Origin of the sequence: Algoriphagus namhaensis, assembly GCF_042649705.1 — a bacterium.
Taxonomy (GTDB): Bacteria; Bacteroidota; Bacteroidia; order Cytophagales; family Cyclobacteriaceae; genus Algoriphagus; species Algoriphagus namhaensis.
This window is the reverse complement of record NZ_JBHRZS010000006.1, coordinates 864,302-880,722: the sequence shown is the minus strand read 5'-3', so window position 1 is coordinate 880,722 and position 16,421 is coordinate 864,302. Positions and strand designations below refer to the sequence as shown.

Here is a 16,421-nt window from a genome sequence, read left to right as displayed (position 1 = left end):
TTAGCTAAGGAGGGCTTTGATTCTTTTTCGGATCCAACTTCTTTTTCTGGGTACTTCTCCAGTAATTTCCTCCATGATATCGGTGCGCACTCGATTGAGGAAAAGTAACGGCTTCTGACCCACAAACTTTTTGTACACTTTCAGGGCATGTTGATCAGCCTCGTTCCATTTGCGGTCTGCACGCACTACGAGCAAGTGTATTTCTGACTCACGAAGTGAATCGTCTACATAAGGATGATTGAGCAAGGAAGGAATCTCTCGAAACTCAAACTTGTCCAAATCGGCAGGGCTAAACTCACGGATGAAATCACGAACCTTCTCGATCACTGTACTTTTACCCTCTGCTGGATGAATGCTACAAACGGTGATTTTGGCCTGGCCTGAGCTCGCTATGCTCGCTACTTTCAGCTCTTGAAGGAATAGATTCATTGCTTGTCTGTCCAAAATATCGAAGTCAATCGGGTCTTTGTCCACCGCTTTGGGATACATGGGTAATACTCCTGCGATCGCCAACTTGGTCGTAGCACTCGCATTTTTGGGAGTTTTCAAGCTCGCATCCATCAGCTCAGCACCGATCAAAACTCCGGAAGGAACAATCAGACCCACCACAAAAGAAAGTACGAGCATAATGATTGCTTTGGATTTTTCCGGCTGAGCCGGGTAAAATGGCTTATCGATCACCTTAAGATTGCTGGACATCAGCATATTGTACTTGTGCAATCTGGCTTGGTTGAAAGAATGCAGGTTTTCCAAGTATTCTCGTTCTGCGACATCGATTTCGCTTTCTAGTCGCTTCAGGGTAGAGCCCAGTGGTGCAAATCGGTCATAGATTTCGTCGTATTCCCGCATCCGCTGATTGATCACTTCTATTCTCGCGGTTGATTCCTCCACAGTAATGGTAGAATTCAGCCATTGGCTCAGGAGATTGGTCGTAGGAACCCCATCTGAAGTTTGGCTGGTTTCCATTACCTCGTAAGTCACATCGAGCATCTCATTTCTGAGGGAGGACAATTTGTTTTCCAAGTCACCTTTCAGGCTTTCGTCCGATCCAGAAGTCTGATCAGGATTCATGAGCTCCAGCTCCATTAGGGCAAAATTGTAATCAGCGATTTTACCCTGATTTTGGGCAATTTGCTTCTGCAATCTTGCCAAGGACTTTTTGTCTTGGATTTCAGTATTCACTCGCTGCAAGGAAGATTCTGCTGCGGCTTTGGTGCGGAGCTCTTCCTGATATTTTTTGATCAATTCCTCTCGATTTCCAGCAATAAATCTAGTTTGCTCGTAGTAGTTGATAATTTGGTTTTTTACCCGAAATCTCAACAATTCATCCTCAGCTCCCTGCAATCGCGTCAGCGTCTTTTGCGTAGCTTCTTCGAAAAAGTTTATTACCGAATCCGTTTGACCTTCTTTGATACTTTTTTGCTTGGTCATGAAAATCTCAGTAAGCAATTCTAGTGCTTTTTGAGACAAATAAGGATCGATGGAAGTATATTCCATCCGGATCATATCAGAGCTACCCTCACGACTTACTTTGAGGTTTTCCAAAGTCTCCAAGCCGATGAATGGATTTTTGGAGTGCATCAACTTGTAGATGGCATTTTCTTTGTCTGCTTCCGCAATGGCTTTGATTCGCTCATAAACAGCTTCTGGAGATTCGGTTTTTTGTATCTGAAGAGGTAAGTCTTCTAATACGGTGTACCACTCGCCCAAATTATCCCCTATGAGAACTTTTTGTCCATTGGCCTGAGCCAGCATCAGATCAGCCAGTAATCTGGCAGAAAGCTCCTTGTACGTTTCAAAGGAGGTAGCCAGATTGATTAGGTTTTCGATTTCATTATTGGTGTAGGCATAATCCACTCGCTGCCCTTGATTACTTTCAATATTGTACCCGGAAATAAGGCCGGTATTGAGCAGTGTGTGGCTGTTGTATTGCTTTTTGGCATTGAGGGACATGTAGGCTGTAGCTCCTGCCAACACAAATGCTGACACGAGGATATACGGTGCAAAGCGCACCAAAAGTCGGACGATTTGGGCAAAGTTCATGATTAACGGAAAATGGGTGAACCTACGATTTCTTCAAGAGTACGCTTGTAAAACCAGGCATCGCTTTTAGATTTTTCCAACTCGATCTTTGCCGTGGTCAATATATCCATAGCCATGCGATATTGGTCAATATCTGCGGTGCCTTGCTTGAAATGGGACTCTGTGACTTGCACCGCCGCTTCGTCTGCCTCCACTTTCAAGGATTGAAGGCGAATGGTGGTAAGCGTGCGCTCTAGATTATTGTAGCGTTTGATTACCTCTTCTGCTATCACATTTCGGAGATCTTCCTTTTGGAATTCCATTTCCTCAATTGCGAGTTGATTGATCTTTGCTTGGTTTTTCTGATTGGTAATTTCGGAAACAGGAAGGCGGAAGGAAATCCCCAGACTGAAAGTCGCAAAATTGCTGGTTCTCCACACGGCTTGATTATCTGAAGTTGTTGTGAGATTATCGGCGACTACTCCATTGCCATAATTATAGCCTCCTGTCAAGGCAATATGCTGAAGCCAAGCCTTTCGGCTCAGGATGATTTCCTGCTGTTTTTGTTCCTGACCTTTTGTTAACCTGTGGATCAAAGGGGCTTTTTCCAAAGCTTCCACAATCAGAGAATCCAAAGGTCGCAATCGATCTACGCTGATACCTTTGAAGTCCTGCGCCCAAGACTGGACTGAGAGCAAAAAGGCTAGCGCGATGAGTAAGTTCTTTTTCATAATATTTCCTTTTAAGCCTTTGACAAAACCTGTTTGCCGATTGGGTTAGAGCGAAGAGACTTTTGATCTTTCTTCTTCATAAATGGCTGCTCGATCCATCGAAAGGCTATTACACTACAAAGGAAAATTATTGGAAGGACGATAATCAGACTTATCGATAACTGACCGATATAGCCCGACCACTGACCGAAGCGGGCGATGAATGAATAATAGCCTTCTAACAAGGGTAAATGCATCAAATACAGCGTATAGCACATTCCACCGATGATACTGATCCAGGAAAGGGAAAGAATCCGGCTGGTATAGCGTCCATAAATTGCCGATAAGAGTAAGCCCAAAAGTGAGAGCTCAAAAAGAAAAGTCTTGCCCAACTCCTCAGTCCAAGTATAGGCCAGAGTCAAAAGCAAAAGAGAAAAAACCAGGTCCCAAAAGCGGAAATCACGAATCCACTTGACGGGCTTTTGGTAGAGATCAGCAGCTAATACCCCAACAAGAAAATGAGGCAATTGCCCCAAAAGAGTGGCTTTCCACGGCTGTAAATGCCAACCCATGCCATGCTGTAAAAGGATCCAACCAAAAATCCCGGCGATCAACAAGGATCTCCGCTTTGCAAGTGAGCGAACTTGAAAATAGGCAAATGCAAAAAATGGCGCTAAGAGATAAAACTGAATCTCCACCTCCAGAGACCATGCTACTGGGTTGATGATGGAGTACTCTTGGTAAAATAACTGATGGGTATAAGTGACGGTGGCAAGATAATGCCAAAGAAGCTCTCCGATCGGGTAAGCCTGCATCACAAGCAAAATCAAGGCACAACAAGTCATCCAAAATATAAATGGAGGCTCAATTCTCTGCCATCTTCTTTTTAGATAAGTCTTATAGTTCAGCTTAGAGTTTTCTCTTGAAAAAGGAAGAGAGAGAATAAATCCGCTAATCGCAAAAAATATGAATACTCCAATAGTCCCACGAGAAATCAAAAAGGAAACTTGCTCCTCCCAACCCTTGAGCTCGGGAAGGTTTCCGTATTTGAATAGTCGCTCATTGGCATGCTGAAAAATCACAGGCACAATGGCCAGAAACCGCAATCCATCTACAAAGGGTAAATGCTTACCTGAGTTCGGCTTGCGAATCAATTCGCTTTTTAAGTTTTGGAATAAACTCATGGCTTAGACGTTTTCGTGTTGGATGGCGGCAAGAGGAGTTTTTACGAGGATTTTGAGATCCATCCAAAAGCTGTGATTTTGAGCATAATGAATATCCAGCGCACATCGCGATTTAGCATCCACACCTTTTTTACCTCTCTCAGTCACTTGCCATAAACCTGTAAGACCTGCAGGACCCATAAATCTTCCGATAGATTCATCGGCAGTGAGTTGTTCAGCTTCATAGAGTGGGAGTGGGCGATTTCCAACAAGAGACATATCTCCAATCAGAATATTGAAAAGCTGCGGGAGCTCGTCAATGCTAAGGTTTCTGATCCATTTGCCCACTTTCGTGATTCGAGGATCATTTTCAAATTTCACAAAGGCCTGCTGAGAAGCTTGTTCTTTTTGACTTTCGTAAGCCGCCTCAGTAATCAGCCCAGCATCCTGCAGACGCACAGCTCTTTCGTCGAGAGTTAGGATCTGGTCGCGGGTAAACCCCTGTACAGTCTGCTCGGATTGTGCAGATTTTTGATAGGCATTCAAATGCTTCAGCTTATCCACGAGCTGATCAGCATCCGTTCGCATGGACCTGAATTTGTAGAATTTGAAAATGTGATAATTCATCCCCACCCGATACGAGTAGTAAAATATGGGTCCTTTGGATTCCAAGCGAATCAGCAAAGCCACCAGTAAAAACAAGGGGCTGAGGAATAGAATCAGTAAAGAAGCCACAAGGATGTCAAAGCTTCGTTTGATTTTAGGAACTTTGGGAGCGGATAGTTTTTTCGATCTTTTCATGAAACAAAATTAGCTTACCTACTACCAAAACAGCCTAAATTACGCCAATTGACCGTTTTTTGCCGATCAATGGACTGCATCAGACGATAAGTAGTTTGGGTAAATTTTGACAAAAAAGGACACAAAAAAACCCGACTGAATCAGTCGGGTTTTTTCGCAGGTGTTAAGCTTATTTTTTAAAAACCTTGTTCTTATTTCTATATCCATCATGATTTCTGTACCAATCCATGTAAGAATAGCCGGAGCTTTTAGCCCATGTATCAAAGAGCAGGTGAGCCCCCCGCACATCGACATTTTCTACCGGATAATCAAAGCTTTCTGGTAGGTGAATCGCCCAGGGCAAGCTCGTTTTGGAAACGTAATACTTTCCTTGAGCCGGATTGGTTCCATCATTGGCCGTACCAAATAGCTCTGTATGCGCTAAGTCGGTTGGCTTATAGCCTGGTAGATGCACTTCTCTTCCCCTATCCTGGGAAACGATCAGGAAGGGATTGTAAGGCGCTGTTCCGATTTCAGAAAGAGTCACTGGGGAGGAAAGGACAATTTCAAGATTCACCTCTCGGTCTGGAAGTGCTGGCTGGCCGATTTCAGTATTAATAAAACTACTCACACCGAATAATTGGTGGACATTATCGGCCACAATAAACACGGCTTTGCTCTGTCCCGCTTCGGTTCCATTGGGATTGAGTTTGATTAGATTTGGTCCCAAATTCGAGCCTGTTGCAGAAAGCACTGCGCTGCTAGGGAGGTTTGTGGCAAAACCGAATCCATTTCTATATCCTGCTCCGGCCGCACGAAACTTAAACTTCGCATCCAATTCAGCCACCCGGTTGGAACTATTCATAACGAACTGAAAACGATAGTCCACCACCAGATCATTGAAGTCATAGTCCCCCATATTTGGCCAATTGTCTTCGAAAGCCAAGCTACCGAAGGTACTTGCGGAAGGATAGTAACTATTGTAAGCTCTGTTTGGATCATCCGGATATTCGTCGAGCGTGTCATTTATTCCATCATTGTCTCGGTCCAAAGTCCCAGGTCTATCAATGGGGCTTACATTGACGGTCGAGATAGCTTTCACAGGATTTGAAGAAATAAATAAAATGGCATCATTAAAGTCTTGGTCGCAAGAATTTGAATCTCTACGAACATCTTCGAAACCCAACAAGAACTGCTTATTTTCCTCATCCCAAAGCAACACATTATGTTGTTTTAGATTTGGATCCGACTCAGGATTTAGCCTTTTATCAGCAAAAAGTGCATAAGGATAACCAGCCACTTCACTGCCAGTCCATCCATTGGCCAATAGCACAATTCCTATAGAAACTCCTGGTTCGAATCTACCGAGTCTCACTTTGTGTCCAGACTCAAGAGATCCCCCACTTCCTTTCTTTGATAGATTTGGAAATAGGATTGTGATCTCTTCAATGTCAGCTATCGTTTGGGGCGGACTTTGGGTGGGATAGGTATAAAAGCCAATTGAATTTCGCCAGCCAGCACCTTCATGGACAAAGGTGAACCAAACATCCGCTGTCTCTAGAATATCTAGCGTAGTCTTTTTGCCTTCAGCCAGATAAGTAGGATGAAAAGTAGGGACAGGCTTGCTTTCTGGCAAGGATGCATTGATATACTCGAGCAAAGTAGATGAAATGTATTCCCGTTGAGGCTCTAGATTTGATGGCAAACCGCTAGAATTATAGCTAGCCGCATAGACTAGCTTGAAGGAATTATTCACTCTGGCATAAACTCTTGAATCTGGATCGTCAAAGGTCTCCTCATAGGGAAGGACCTGATTTTCATTAACAGATCCTAGGTAGTCAAAGGTGATACGATCATTATCCACTGGAAGCAGGACCTTTTCGGTAATTCCGATGTAATTGGCCTCTAGGAAAACAGAATTAACTGCCGAGGGCAAAGAAATCTCTTGCTGTAACAATCCTTTGGCATCCGTAAAGCCCACAAAAAGCTCACTAGCAGACTCTGGGTCGGTAAGCTTGATTTTCACTCCAGAAAAAGGAAGTCCTTTTTCGTCAGCGATATTGGCAATAAAGTTGACAGAATTAGTGAGGCTAAAGTCAAAATTTCCATACTCATTGGTGGAGAGCTGCTGCTCTGCATCTTTGGTTTCTTTGACAAAATCAGGCTCCTGCACACAGGAAAATAGCCCAAATGCCAAAAGGATGAGATATATATTTTTCATGACAGATGGATTAGGCTACAGTAGAGAAAGTACCTACTTGAGTGAAAGCTGGTAAATGGCAGTTGACGCGCAACTTAAGCTCGGCAGGGTTGAAAGGTTTGCTAATGCTATCCTTTGCTCCCCATTGGAAAGCTCGAATTCGCTGTTCACTTTTATCCTGATCTGTAAGGATAATTAATGGGATATTCTTGTGACTGGATAGATGACTAATTCTGTGGATGCTAGATCCATTAGGATCTGCTGGGAAATCAGCTAGAATTAGATCCGCGTCATGGTTTTTCAACCAATTGAGCGCAAGATCTACATCTGAAACTGCCTTCACTTCATAATCGCTTCCAAAGTAATTCGCCAAAAACAGGCGCATCATGTCGTGATCTTCGATGAGTAAAATGGTCTTCATATCTATTTCTTTTCTTTCGATTGCATCAAAAGTAGCTGTAGGGCTTTGCTCGAAATAGATTAAAAGACCAGAGTGAGGGCTTCGGCGATGAGTGGAAACTTTCCTTCGATAAGTGGAAGGGCTTATGGTGTTTAAAAATCCTTATCCGTAATAATTCCGACTAGGTGCCCTCTTTCTACCACAGGGAGACAACCTATTCGGTGTTTCTCCATCAAGTCTTTGGCCTCCGCTAATGGCGTTTGGGGATGTGTAACGAAAATTTCATGTACCATAAGTTCATCCACCATCGCTCCCGCATCCAAACTAGCTATATTATTCAAGTGCGTCCAGGTGAGCAGCCCACAAAGCTGCCCCGTCTCATCCTCTACTGGCACGTGGTGGATATTCTTCCATTTCATGATTTGTGTTGCCATTTCTGCAGAATCAGACTTATTCACAGTAAAAAGCAGTGTACTCATTTTGTGAGCCACCACTTTTGGAGTGCTACCCAAGCCATTTATGGGAGAGGCTTCTGGCCACTGATGGATAGGTATGCCCTGTCCCTGAAAAAATTGAATGTTTTTCACCAGATCCAAAATCGCATGATCGGTTCGATTTCCGGGTTTTAATGCTCTATAATTCTTAATCATCCATTCAGACCCGGTACTTCCATATACCCGACTTGAGATTATTCCGAGTAGTTTTTCTATATCCTTTGCATCAATACCCGCTTTTTCCAAGCCTATTTTTGCTACTGGTAAAAGTTCATCTAGGATCAAATCCTCAACGCGCACGTCACTCCCCATCCAGCACATTTGTGCTCGTTTGCCTACTCTCGCTGCGTTGATAAAATTTGCTTTGGCGTCACTGAAATTCATGCTCTCATGAATATTGTCATACTTCTTGGGCCTGCCATGCATCAATCCAGCCCAAAAGGCAAGGTTAGCTAATTCATCTAAAGTAGATGGCCCCGCGGGCAAATATCGATTTTCAATTCGTAAATGAGCAACTCCTTTGCTGGCTCCGTAGCAAGGGCGATTCCATCGATAGATGGTACCGTTATGAAGATTTAAAGCTTCCAACTTAGGTACCTCACCATTTTTTACTGCTTTCAGTGAGTCTCCCTGAATCTCTTTTCCTAAGATCACACGATAGTTTGCAATTTCATTTTTGAAATAATCAATCACATCTCCATCAGCCCAGGCATGACCAAAAGTTACTCGTGCCAATTGCTCTTTGAGCGCATAAGTAGAGGGTCGGGAGTCTATACTTTGCTGAAACAATCCAATCCGGGTCTCCGCCCAAAGTTCACGGCCTAATAGCAAGGGAGAGTTACAAGCAACAGCCAAGCAAGGTCCAGATATCGCTTGTGCCCAATTGTACGAAGCCCGGAAATCATCCGGATCAATCTGATAATGAAGCTGAAAGCTGGTATTACATGCCTCAAAAAGCACCGACTCATGTTGGATTGAAAGCTCATCCACTCCTGTCAGGAAAAGCGAAAAATCTCCGCGCTTGAGTTGTTTGAAACGTTCATTTAAGGCTCTGTAGCGCGGAAGGGGTGTCATGTATTCGTCTTCCAGCTCTCGCTTGGTAATGCTCGGCAAAATTCCTGTGAGCAAAATATCTTCATTAAATTTTTTCGCTTTTTCTCTGGCAAGATCCAGTAGCGAATTAAGTTGGGAAAGCATTTTCGCCAATGCATTTCCTTTAAACTCGACTGGATCAAGGTTGATTTCAAGATTGTAAAGAGCAAGCTCCGAAGTAAAATGATCATCGTTAATAAGCTCTAAAATCTCCAAGGCTTTGGCAGAAGGTCTTCCCAATTTGTCAATAAGGCAAAACTCCTGTTCGGCTCCGATTCTTGTGATTCCTTTTTCGATTTTGCCCTTTTGCAACAAAACCTTCAAGGCCTCTAAATCCGACAATAAATGCGAAGAGAAACGAGCCTTCTGCGCATCGGAAAAAGTTTGTTCAATTTTTAAGTCCCCCATGATCGCTAAAGTATTATCAAACCAAAAAGAAAGAACTGCGGCAATGCAAGGACAAAGCTGATTTTCGTCAGAAAAATGAATTAATGGTGATCAGAGTTTGCATAGTGTTCTAGGATCAAATCTCTACCAAAATCTCCGTCAAAATCCCTCCAAACAGTGTGAATATGGTTTGCACCAGACTGAGAATTGTCAAACTCAAGTAGAAATGACAATCCCTGAATTCGATAATAATGGGCAGATCCCTTTTCTCTGGCTCCAACCCATCCAAACCTTAGGTGCTCCATTCCTTCATCCTCCACTTGTCTTCTTTTCTTGTTCGACAGAGCCTTGGGTAGGGCGCTGAGGTATTCATCAATGATCTTTATTAGCGTTTTTTTCTGTTGAGGATTTAAGCTCGAATAAGTTATTCCTACAGGATCTAATGGGTCTGCCTTGGGAATGTTTCTCGTAGTTATCTCCCTCATGGGTTCTTCTTGAAAAATTGCTATTTCCAACTGATCGGAATTCATCGAATTGATTAATTCAAAACCTAGATCTTCTTCCATTTTCAGCGTACGCTCCCCTTCTCGAGGTCCACTCGGAATAGTGGCTGGGTTTGATCCAAAAAATCGAGGAGTGGCAACCACTTCATCTCCGACTATTGTAAAATTAAGTGAAATGTGATGTCCCTCAAATGACCAAGCCCAAGGACTATCCCCTGAAGGATCACCATAAAAACTTACATAGTAAGCCCCTGGATCACGCATCACCGAATCTCCAGACATGGACCTCAAAACTGCTTCAAGGCCCATAATCTGCTCTATTTTTTCAACCCCTGACTTGGAAAGATACGTTTTGAAAAGGGACTGAAGCGCTTCACGCTGATTGTTGTTGAGCTCCTTTAAAGATACCCCTTCACGCTGGTACATACTACTTGGAACAAAATGCCAATTGGTCTTTTCAGAATGATCAAATTCTAGCTGAGCCTTTTGTAAAAGCTCTGGACTTAAGCTATTGAGGAAATCTTTGGCTGGATCCTTTTTCATTTTCATGAAAATGAAGGACAAAAGAAGTAAGGTCGGAAGCAGGGCGTAAATCAGCTTTTTCATAGCAGGGGTTCTTTTTGGGTCTTCTTCCAATCTACGCAATAAAATCAAAAAAGCCTCTGATCAAATTCATGACCAGAGGCTTAGACTCAATCTATATTTCAATTAGAAAGGATATTTTCCTTGCTCTATCATGTAATCAGCCACTTGTCTTCTTAGTACTTTGGTGTTGACAAGCGGTGCTTTAGTATAGCGCTTCAAACCCATGAGCATCACCTTTTGCTCATCTCCAGTGGTAAAGCAAGCGATTGCTTCTTTAGCCGCAGCAGTAATTTTGTCCACCGCTTCTGATAGATAAACTCGGCTCATTGCCAATTGATTTGAAACAGCTTCTTCACCTTTGATGCTGGCAAGCTTCTCGGTACGAAGGAGTGCGGATTCTGCCGCATAAATCTCAATCATAACATCTGCAAGATTCATCATGATCTCTTGCTCGTCTTCGATTTTATCCTGAAGAGCCATTGCAGCTTTTCCTCCTACCATCAAAAAGACCTTTTTCAGGTTTTTAAGAACTTCTTTTTCTTCAGCCAAAAACTGAGAATTATCGATAGAAGTGAAAGAAGGAACAGATGTCAATTCTTTAGAAACAGCCATGGCCGGCTCAAAGAGATTGATTTCACCTTTCATAGCCTTCTTCAACAACATTCCAACCATGAGCATACGGTTGATTTCGTTGGTACCTTCATAGATTCTGGCAATCCGAGCATCTCTATACGCTCTTTCCATAGGAGCATCAGCAGAATAGCCCATACCACCATAAACCTGCACGCCTTGATCCACTACATAATCCAATACTTCAGATCCATGAACCTTGGCAATAGCACACTCGAGCGCAAATTCCTCTACACCTTTTAGCTTAGCTTGGTTTTCTTCCATTCCTTTTGCCGCCAATTCATCGATTCTATCTTCGATATCTTGTCCTGCTCTGTAGCATAAAGACTCAGATGCGTAAGTTTTGATCGCCATTTCAGCAAGCTTTGCCTTCACAGCTCCGAATGAGTTGATGCTAACGCCAAATTGCTTACGCTCGGAAGAATATTTGATAGCAAGGCTAGTCACGGTTCGCGTACCGCCTAGTACACCAGCTCCCAACTTCACACGTCCAATATTCAGGATATTCACCGCGATCTTAAAGCCATTTTGCCTATCTGAAAGCATGTTTTCCACAGGAACTTTGCAATCATTGAAAAAGACCTGACGGGTAGAAGACCCTTTAATTCCCATCTTCTTTTCCTCTTCGTTCATGGTGATTCCACCAAAGGATTTCTCCACGATGAAAGCGGTAAGATTTTTATCGTCTTCGATTTTGGCAAAAACGATGAAAACGTCTGCAAAGCCAGCATTGGAGATCCACATTTTCTGTCCATTCAGCATGTAATGCTTTCCATCCTCTGTCAGTGTGGCTTTGGTTTTACCACTATTGGCATCCGATCCAGCATCCGGCTCAGTCAAGCAATAGCAAGCTGCCCACTCACCTGTAGCGAGTTTTGGTAAATACTTCGCTTTCTGCTCCTCTGTACCGTAGTACAAAATCGGAAGTGTACCGATCCCAGTGTGTGCACCATAGGTGGTGGAGAATGAACCCGCAGCGCCAATAATATCAGCGATAAGCATAGACGAGTTAAAGCTCATGCCCATTCCTCCATACTGCTCTGGAACAGAAATACCCAAAAGACCCAAATCTCCTGCTTTCTTGAAAATAGAGGGAACCAGGTCAGGATTCTTCATACTGTCAATTTCCTCGATATTCGGAGTGATTTCCGTATCGATAAAGTCTTGACATGCCTGCGCCATCATGCGCTGCTCTTCTGTGAATTGCTCTGGGATAAATACCTCCCGAGCCTTTACGTCTTTGATTAGGAATTCTCCTCCATTGAGGGAATTTTCAACTACTGTTTCCATTTTATTCTATTTCTTGTTTTCTAATTATTTGAGCAGCTCGTAGACTCCGGCCACACCCTGACCTCCACCCACACAGGCTGTCACCATTCCATATTTCTTGTTCTGTCTTCTCATTTCATTGAAAAGCTGCACAGAGAGTTTAGCTCCGGTACATCCAAGTGGGTGACCAAGTGCTACTGCTCCACCATTTACATTCACGATATCAGGATTCAAATCCAAAGATTTAATCACTGCCAAGCCTTGCGCCGCAAAGGCTTCATTCAACTCGATCATTTCTATATCGGAAAGCTTTAGTCCTGCCTGATCCAATGCCTTTGGAACGGCCTCCTTTGGCCCGATTCCCATGATTCTTGGATCCACACCTGCTACAGAATAAGACATCATTCTTGCTACAGGCTCAAGGTTTAATTCTTTAACCATTCGCTCTGACATGACAACCACGAAAGCGGCCCCGTCACTGGTTTGTGAAGAGTTCCCTGCAGTCACCTGTCCACCCTGCTTGAAAACTGGTCTCAGCTTAGCTAAGCCCTCCATAGACGTACCTGGTCGAGGTCCCTCGTCAGTATCTACTACATACTTTCGAACTTTTTTCTTACCCGATTCATCTAGGTATGTTTCTTCCACTTCAACAGGGACAATTTCATCCTTGAATTTCCCGGCAGCAATCGCTGCTAAAGCTTTATCGTGTGACCCTACAGAAAAAGCATCGGCTTCCTCTCTAGTGATATCATATTCTTTAGCCAATTCCTCAGCAGTAAGGCCCATACTTAAATAATAGCTCGGGTGCTCAGACGCGATTTTCCAGTTCAAAGCAGTTTTGTATCCCATCATTGGAACTAAGGACATTGACTCTGTACCTCCAGCGATAATACAATCTGCCATACCAGCATTGATTTTGGCGGAAGCCAAAGCAATAGCCTCGAGTCCTGAACCGCAATATCTATTGATGATGAAACCTGGGTTGTCTATACCCAATGCCAAAAGGGAAATCATTCGTCCCATTTGCATGCCTTGCTCGGCTTCGGGTACTGCATTCCCTACGATCAGATCCTGTACGTGTTTAGTTTCTAATCCAGGAGTATTTGCTACCAAATGCTTGATTACATCCGCAGCTAGATCATCTGGTCTATAAAACCGGAAACCTCCTTTTTTTGATTTCCCAACGGCCGATCTATATCCATTAACTATATATGCATCCATGATTTTTATTTTTTAGATTTTTAATAATTAGAGGTTAAAAAGATCAGTTTCTCAATGGCTTACCCTTGAACAAAATGCTATGAATTCGCTCAAGAGTCTTTTGCTCACCCGTTAAACTCAGGAAAGCTTCTCTTTCTAGGTCTAGCAAGTACTGCTCAGAGACAAGAGTAGGAGCAGAAAGGTCACCTCCAGACATCACCCATGCCAGCTTTCGTGCTATCAAAGCATCATGATCTGAGATGTAAGCTCCGTACTGCATTCCAGTAATTCCTGCTTCAAACAAGGCCAAAGAAGTTTTTCCAAGAACCTTAATATTTGTTTGCTGAATCGGTTGGGTATAACCGGCAGCTTGCATTTCAATTACCTTTTGCTTGGCTTCTGCCAATTGTCTTTTACGGTTCAGCGTAATTCCATCTGTCGGTCTGAGGTAACCTAGATTTTTGGCTTCCACTGCAGAGGTGGCTACTTTTGCAGTGGCAATGTTCATAAAGTACTCCTGCAATTGGTTTACTTCCACGTCACCTTCGATTAGGCTATTTGAGAATCGAAGTGTCATTTCTTTGGTACCACCACCAGCAGGGATCAAACCAACACCCACTTCAACTAGACCCATATACAACTCTGCATGAGCTTGAATATGATCTGAATGAAGCGAAAGCTCGCATCCACCACCCAAAGCCATGTTATGAGGAGCTACCACAACCGGAACTGAAGAAAATCTTGCTCGCATCATGGTGTTTTGGAACTGTGCGATCATCATGTTGATTTCGTCAAACTCCTGATCCCCTGCAAACATAAATAGCATTGCCAGATTGGCTCCTGCAGAGAAATTAGCCCCTTCATTTCCAATAACAAGACCTTTGTAAGACTTTTCAGCCATGGAAATCGCCGTATTGATTCCTTCGATTACTTCCTGTCCCATAGAGTTCATCTTACTATGGAATTCAAGATTGATCACGTCATCACCCATATCATAGATGGTGGCTCCAGCATTTCCCCATACCTTCTTGCCTGCAGCTTTCAATGTATCGAGGATAATGAAGTCATCCATTCCAGGGATTTCCTTATAAGATTTACTTGGAATATCGTAGTAAAGCTTTCTTCCTCCATCCACTTTATAGAAAGACTCATGACCTGCATCAAGCATTTCATGAACCCAAGCTGCTGCTTTTTCACCAGCCGCTTCCATTTTTTCGACGGTATCTCTAACGCCTAAAACGTCCCAAGTTTCGAAGGGCCCAAGCTCCCAGCCAAATCCTGCTGAAACCGCCTGATCGATTCGATAAAGTTCATCAGAAATTTCAGGAATTCGATTTGAGCAATATTTAAAAGAATCATAGAAAGTCGCACGGTAAAATTCACCTGCTCTGTCATCAAAATTCACTAAGAATTTGATCCTCTCTTTCAAGTCCTCAATTCCCTTAGAGGCTTCTAAAGCCTTAAAGCTTGGCTTTTCTACTGGCTTGTACTCAAAGGTGTTGAAATCAAGCTCTTTAAGTTCTTTTTTACCGTCCTTATGACGGATCATTTTGAAATAACCCTGGCCAGTCTTATCTCCAAACCATTTATTTTTATAAAGGACCTCTACAATATTTGGGAGCTTAAACTTATCCCTTGATTCATCGTGAGGAAGGACTTTATACAAGTTATTGGCAACATTGACGGTGGTATCCAACCCGACCACATCCATGGTTCTGAATGTGGCAGACTTGGCTCGGCCAATGATAGTGCCAGTAAGTTTATCCACTTCAGATACTCCCATACCCATTTTCTCAATGGTATGCATAGCTGAAATGATGGCATACACTCCAATTCTATTGGCAATAAATGCAGGAGTATCCTTACAAAGGACAGTTTCTTTACCCAGCATTTTATCCCCATACTCCATCAAAAAGTCTATGATTTCCGGATTAGTCTTTGGACCAGGAATGATCTCCAAGAGTCTCAAATAACGCGGCGGATTGAAAAAGTGAGTTCCAGCAAAATTCACTTGAAAGTCTTCACTTCTTCCTTCGCACATCATGTGCATCGGAATACCTGAAGTGTTGGAAGTAATGAGACTTCCTGGCTTTCTGTATTTTTCTACCTTCTCGAAAAGCTGCTGCTTGATGTCAAGTCTTTCTACGACCACTTCCATCACCCAATCATAATCCTTGATTTTAGCAAGATCATCGTCGAAGTTTCCTGTGGTAATGCGGCTTGCAAAAGCTTTGTCATAAATCGCTGATGGATTTGACTTCAAAGTATTGGCCAAGGCATCATTCACGATTCTATTTCTTACGACCGGATGTTCTTTTGTCAGGCCTTTCTTCTGTTCCATTTCGTTTAGTTCGAATGGAACAATATCTAGTAGAAGTACTTCTACACCGATATTGGCAAAGTGACAGGCTATCCTTGAGCCCATGACACCTGAACCTAAAACGGCGACTTTTTTAATGCTTCGATTCATGTTATTTGTGGCTTATTGTTCTAGTTTAAAATTCAATTATTGACTTTTGTAGTTCAGTTTCGTTTTCAGCTTGAACCTGCTCTATGACTAATTGGATCTTTCGGAAGACTTCAAAGAAATTGTCCAATTCTTCTTCTGAGACGATTTCTCGCACTTGCTCGTTAAAGAGTTTGATAGTTTGAACCGAAATTTCCTTTTTCCTCTTGCCTTCAGGCGTAAGGTAAATCCTCACAGAGCGCTTGTCCTGTGCATCTGGCTTTTTATAAACGAGGTTTTTTTCTTCCATCGTTTTAAGCATTCGCGTCAGGCTTCGGGTCTCCAGACCAATCATCGGTGCAATTTTCGTCGCAGGCGTTCCTTCCTTTGAATTGATGTTGATCAATACAAATCCAATTGCCGTAGTAAAGTCCTCTTTAGCTGCTTGTTGATTATACATCCTAGAAATCGCATGCCATGCGCTCTTAATGTGATAATCGACTGTTTCTTCTCTCTTCATGGATTTCATTTTCCTAAGGG

The 16,421-nt window shown here is 43.0% G+C and carries 12 protein-coding genes; all 12 read right to left on the bottom strand.

All coding sequences use genetic code 11. The annotated features are described in order from the left end of the window. Complete coding sequence (locus tag ACFOSV_RS07385) at positions 1-2,043, bottom strand: GumC family protein (protein WP_377904940.1); 2,043 nt, start codon at positions 2,041-2,043, stop codon at positions 1-3. A gap of 2 nt (positions 2,044-2,045) precedes the next feature. After that, positions 2,046-2,753 (bottom strand): TolC family protein, encoded by a 708-nt coding sequence (locus ACFOSV_RS07380; protein ID WP_377904938.1) that lies wholly within the window; start codon positions 2,751-2,753, stop codon positions 2,046-2,048. An 11-nt stretch (positions 2,754-2,764) separates the two neighbouring features. Further along, positions 2,765-3,916 (bottom strand): acyltransferase family protein, encoded by a 1,152-nt coding sequence (locus ACFOSV_RS07375; RefSeq protein WP_377904936.1) that lies wholly within the window; start codon positions 3,914-3,916, stop codon positions 2,765-2,767. 3 nt (positions 3,917-3,919) lie between these two features. After that, on the bottom strand, positions 3,920-4,696 hold the full coding sequence (locus ACFOSV_RS07370; protein ID WP_377904934.1) for a sugar transferase: 777 nt from the start codon (positions 4,694-4,696) through the stop codon (positions 3,920-3,922). A gap of 169 nt (positions 4,697-4,865) precedes the next feature. Beyond that, positions 4,866-6,896, bottom strand: coding sequence for an LruC domain-containing protein (locus ACFOSV_RS07365; RefSeq protein ID WP_377904932.1), 2,031 nt, complete (start codon positions 6,894-6,896; stop codon positions 4,866-4,868). Between the two features lie 10 nt (positions 6,897-6,906). Further along, entirely contained in the window at positions 6,907-7,296 is a 390-nt protein-coding gene (locus ACFOSV_RS07360; protein WP_377904930.1) for a response regulator transcription factor, read from the bottom strand. A gap of 131 nt (positions 7,297-7,427) precedes the next feature. Further along, on the bottom strand, positions 7,428-9,269 hold the full coding sequence (locus tag ACFOSV_RS07355; protein WP_377904928.1) for a CBS domain-containing protein: 1,842 nt from the start codon (positions 9,267-9,269) through the stop codon (positions 7,428-7,430). Positions 9,270-9,349: 80 nt separating this feature from the next. Continuing rightward, positions 9,350-10,357, bottom strand: coding sequence for a DUF3500 domain-containing protein (locus ACFOSV_RS07350; RefSeq protein WP_377904926.1), 1,008 nt, complete (start codon positions 10,355-10,357; stop codon positions 9,350-9,352). 102 nt (positions 10,358-10,459) lie between these two features. After that, positions 10,460-12,256, bottom strand: a complete 1,797-nt coding sequence (locus ACFOSV_RS07345) for an acyl-CoA dehydrogenase family protein (protein ID WP_377904924.1) — start codon at positions 12,254-12,256, stop codon at positions 10,460-10,462. 24 nt (positions 12,257-12,280) lie between these two features. Next, a complete protein-coding gene (locus ACFOSV_RS07340; protein ID WP_377904922.1) occupies positions 12,281-13,456 on the bottom strand; it encodes an acetyl-CoA C-acyltransferase in 1,176 nt (391 codons plus the stop codon). 43 nt (positions 13,457-13,499) lie between these two features. Next, positions 13,500-15,905, bottom strand: coding sequence for a 3-hydroxyacyl-CoA dehydrogenase/enoyl-CoA hydratase family protein (locus ACFOSV_RS07335; protein WP_377904920.1), 2,406 nt, complete (start codon positions 15,903-15,905; stop codon positions 13,500-13,502). A gap of 25 nt (positions 15,906-15,930) precedes the next feature. Next, positions 15,931-16,401 carry a MarR family winged helix-turn-helix transcriptional regulator gene (locus ACFOSV_RS07330; RefSeq protein WP_377904918.1) on the bottom strand — a complete coding sequence of 157 codons (471 nt, stop codon included), beginning with the start codon at positions 16,399-16,401 and terminating at the stop codon, positions 15,931-15,933. Between the last annotated feature and the right edge of the window lie 20 nt (positions 16,402-16,421).

Coding starts and splice junctions, on each gene's coding strand:
- ACFOSV_RS07335 (WP_377904920.1), bottom strand. CDS start 15,905: ATGAATCGAAGCATTAAAAAAGTCGCCGTTTTAGGTTCAGGTGTCATG.
- ACFOSV_RS07360 (WP_377904930.1), bottom strand. CDS start 7,296: ATGAAGACCATTTTACTCATCGAAGATCACGACATGATGCGCCTGTTT.
- ACFOSV_RS07355 (WP_377904928.1), bottom strand. CDS start 9,269: ATGGGGGACTTAAAAATTGAACAAACTTTTTCCGATGCGCAGAAGGCT.
- ACFOSV_RS07345 (WP_377904924.1), bottom strand. CDS start 12,256: ATGGAAACAGTAGTTGAAAATTCCCTCAATGGAGGAGAATTCCTAATC.
- ACFOSV_RS07340 (WP_377904922.1), bottom strand. CDS start 13,456: ATGGATGCATATATAGTTAATGGATATAGATCGGCCGTTGGGAAATCA.
- ACFOSV_RS07380 (WP_377904938.1), bottom strand. CDS start 2,753: ATGAAAAAGAACTTACTCATCGCGCTAGCCTTTTTGCTCTCAGTCCAG.
- ACFOSV_RS07385 (WP_377904940.1), bottom strand. CDS start 2,043: ATGAACTTTGCCCAAATCGTCCGACTTTTGGTGCGCTTTGCACCGTAT.
- ACFOSV_RS07370 (WP_377904934.1), bottom strand. CDS start 4,696: ATGAAAAGATCGAAAAAACTATCCGCTCCCAAAGTTCCTAAAATCAAA.
- ACFOSV_RS07365 (WP_377904932.1), bottom strand. CDS start 6,896: ATGAAAAATATATATCTCATCCTTTTGGCATTTGGGCTATTTTCCTGT.
- ACFOSV_RS07330 (WP_377904918.1), bottom strand. CDS start 16,401: ATGAAGAGAGAAGAAACAGTCGATTATCACATTAAGAGCGCATGGCAT.
- ACFOSV_RS07350 (WP_377904926.1), bottom strand. CDS start 10,357: ATGAAAAAGCTGATTTACGCCCTGCTTCCGACCTTACTTCTTTTGTCC.
- ACFOSV_RS07375 (WP_377904936.1), bottom strand. CDS start 3,916: ATGAGTTTATTCCAAAACTTAAAAAGCGAATTGATTCGCAAGCCGAAC.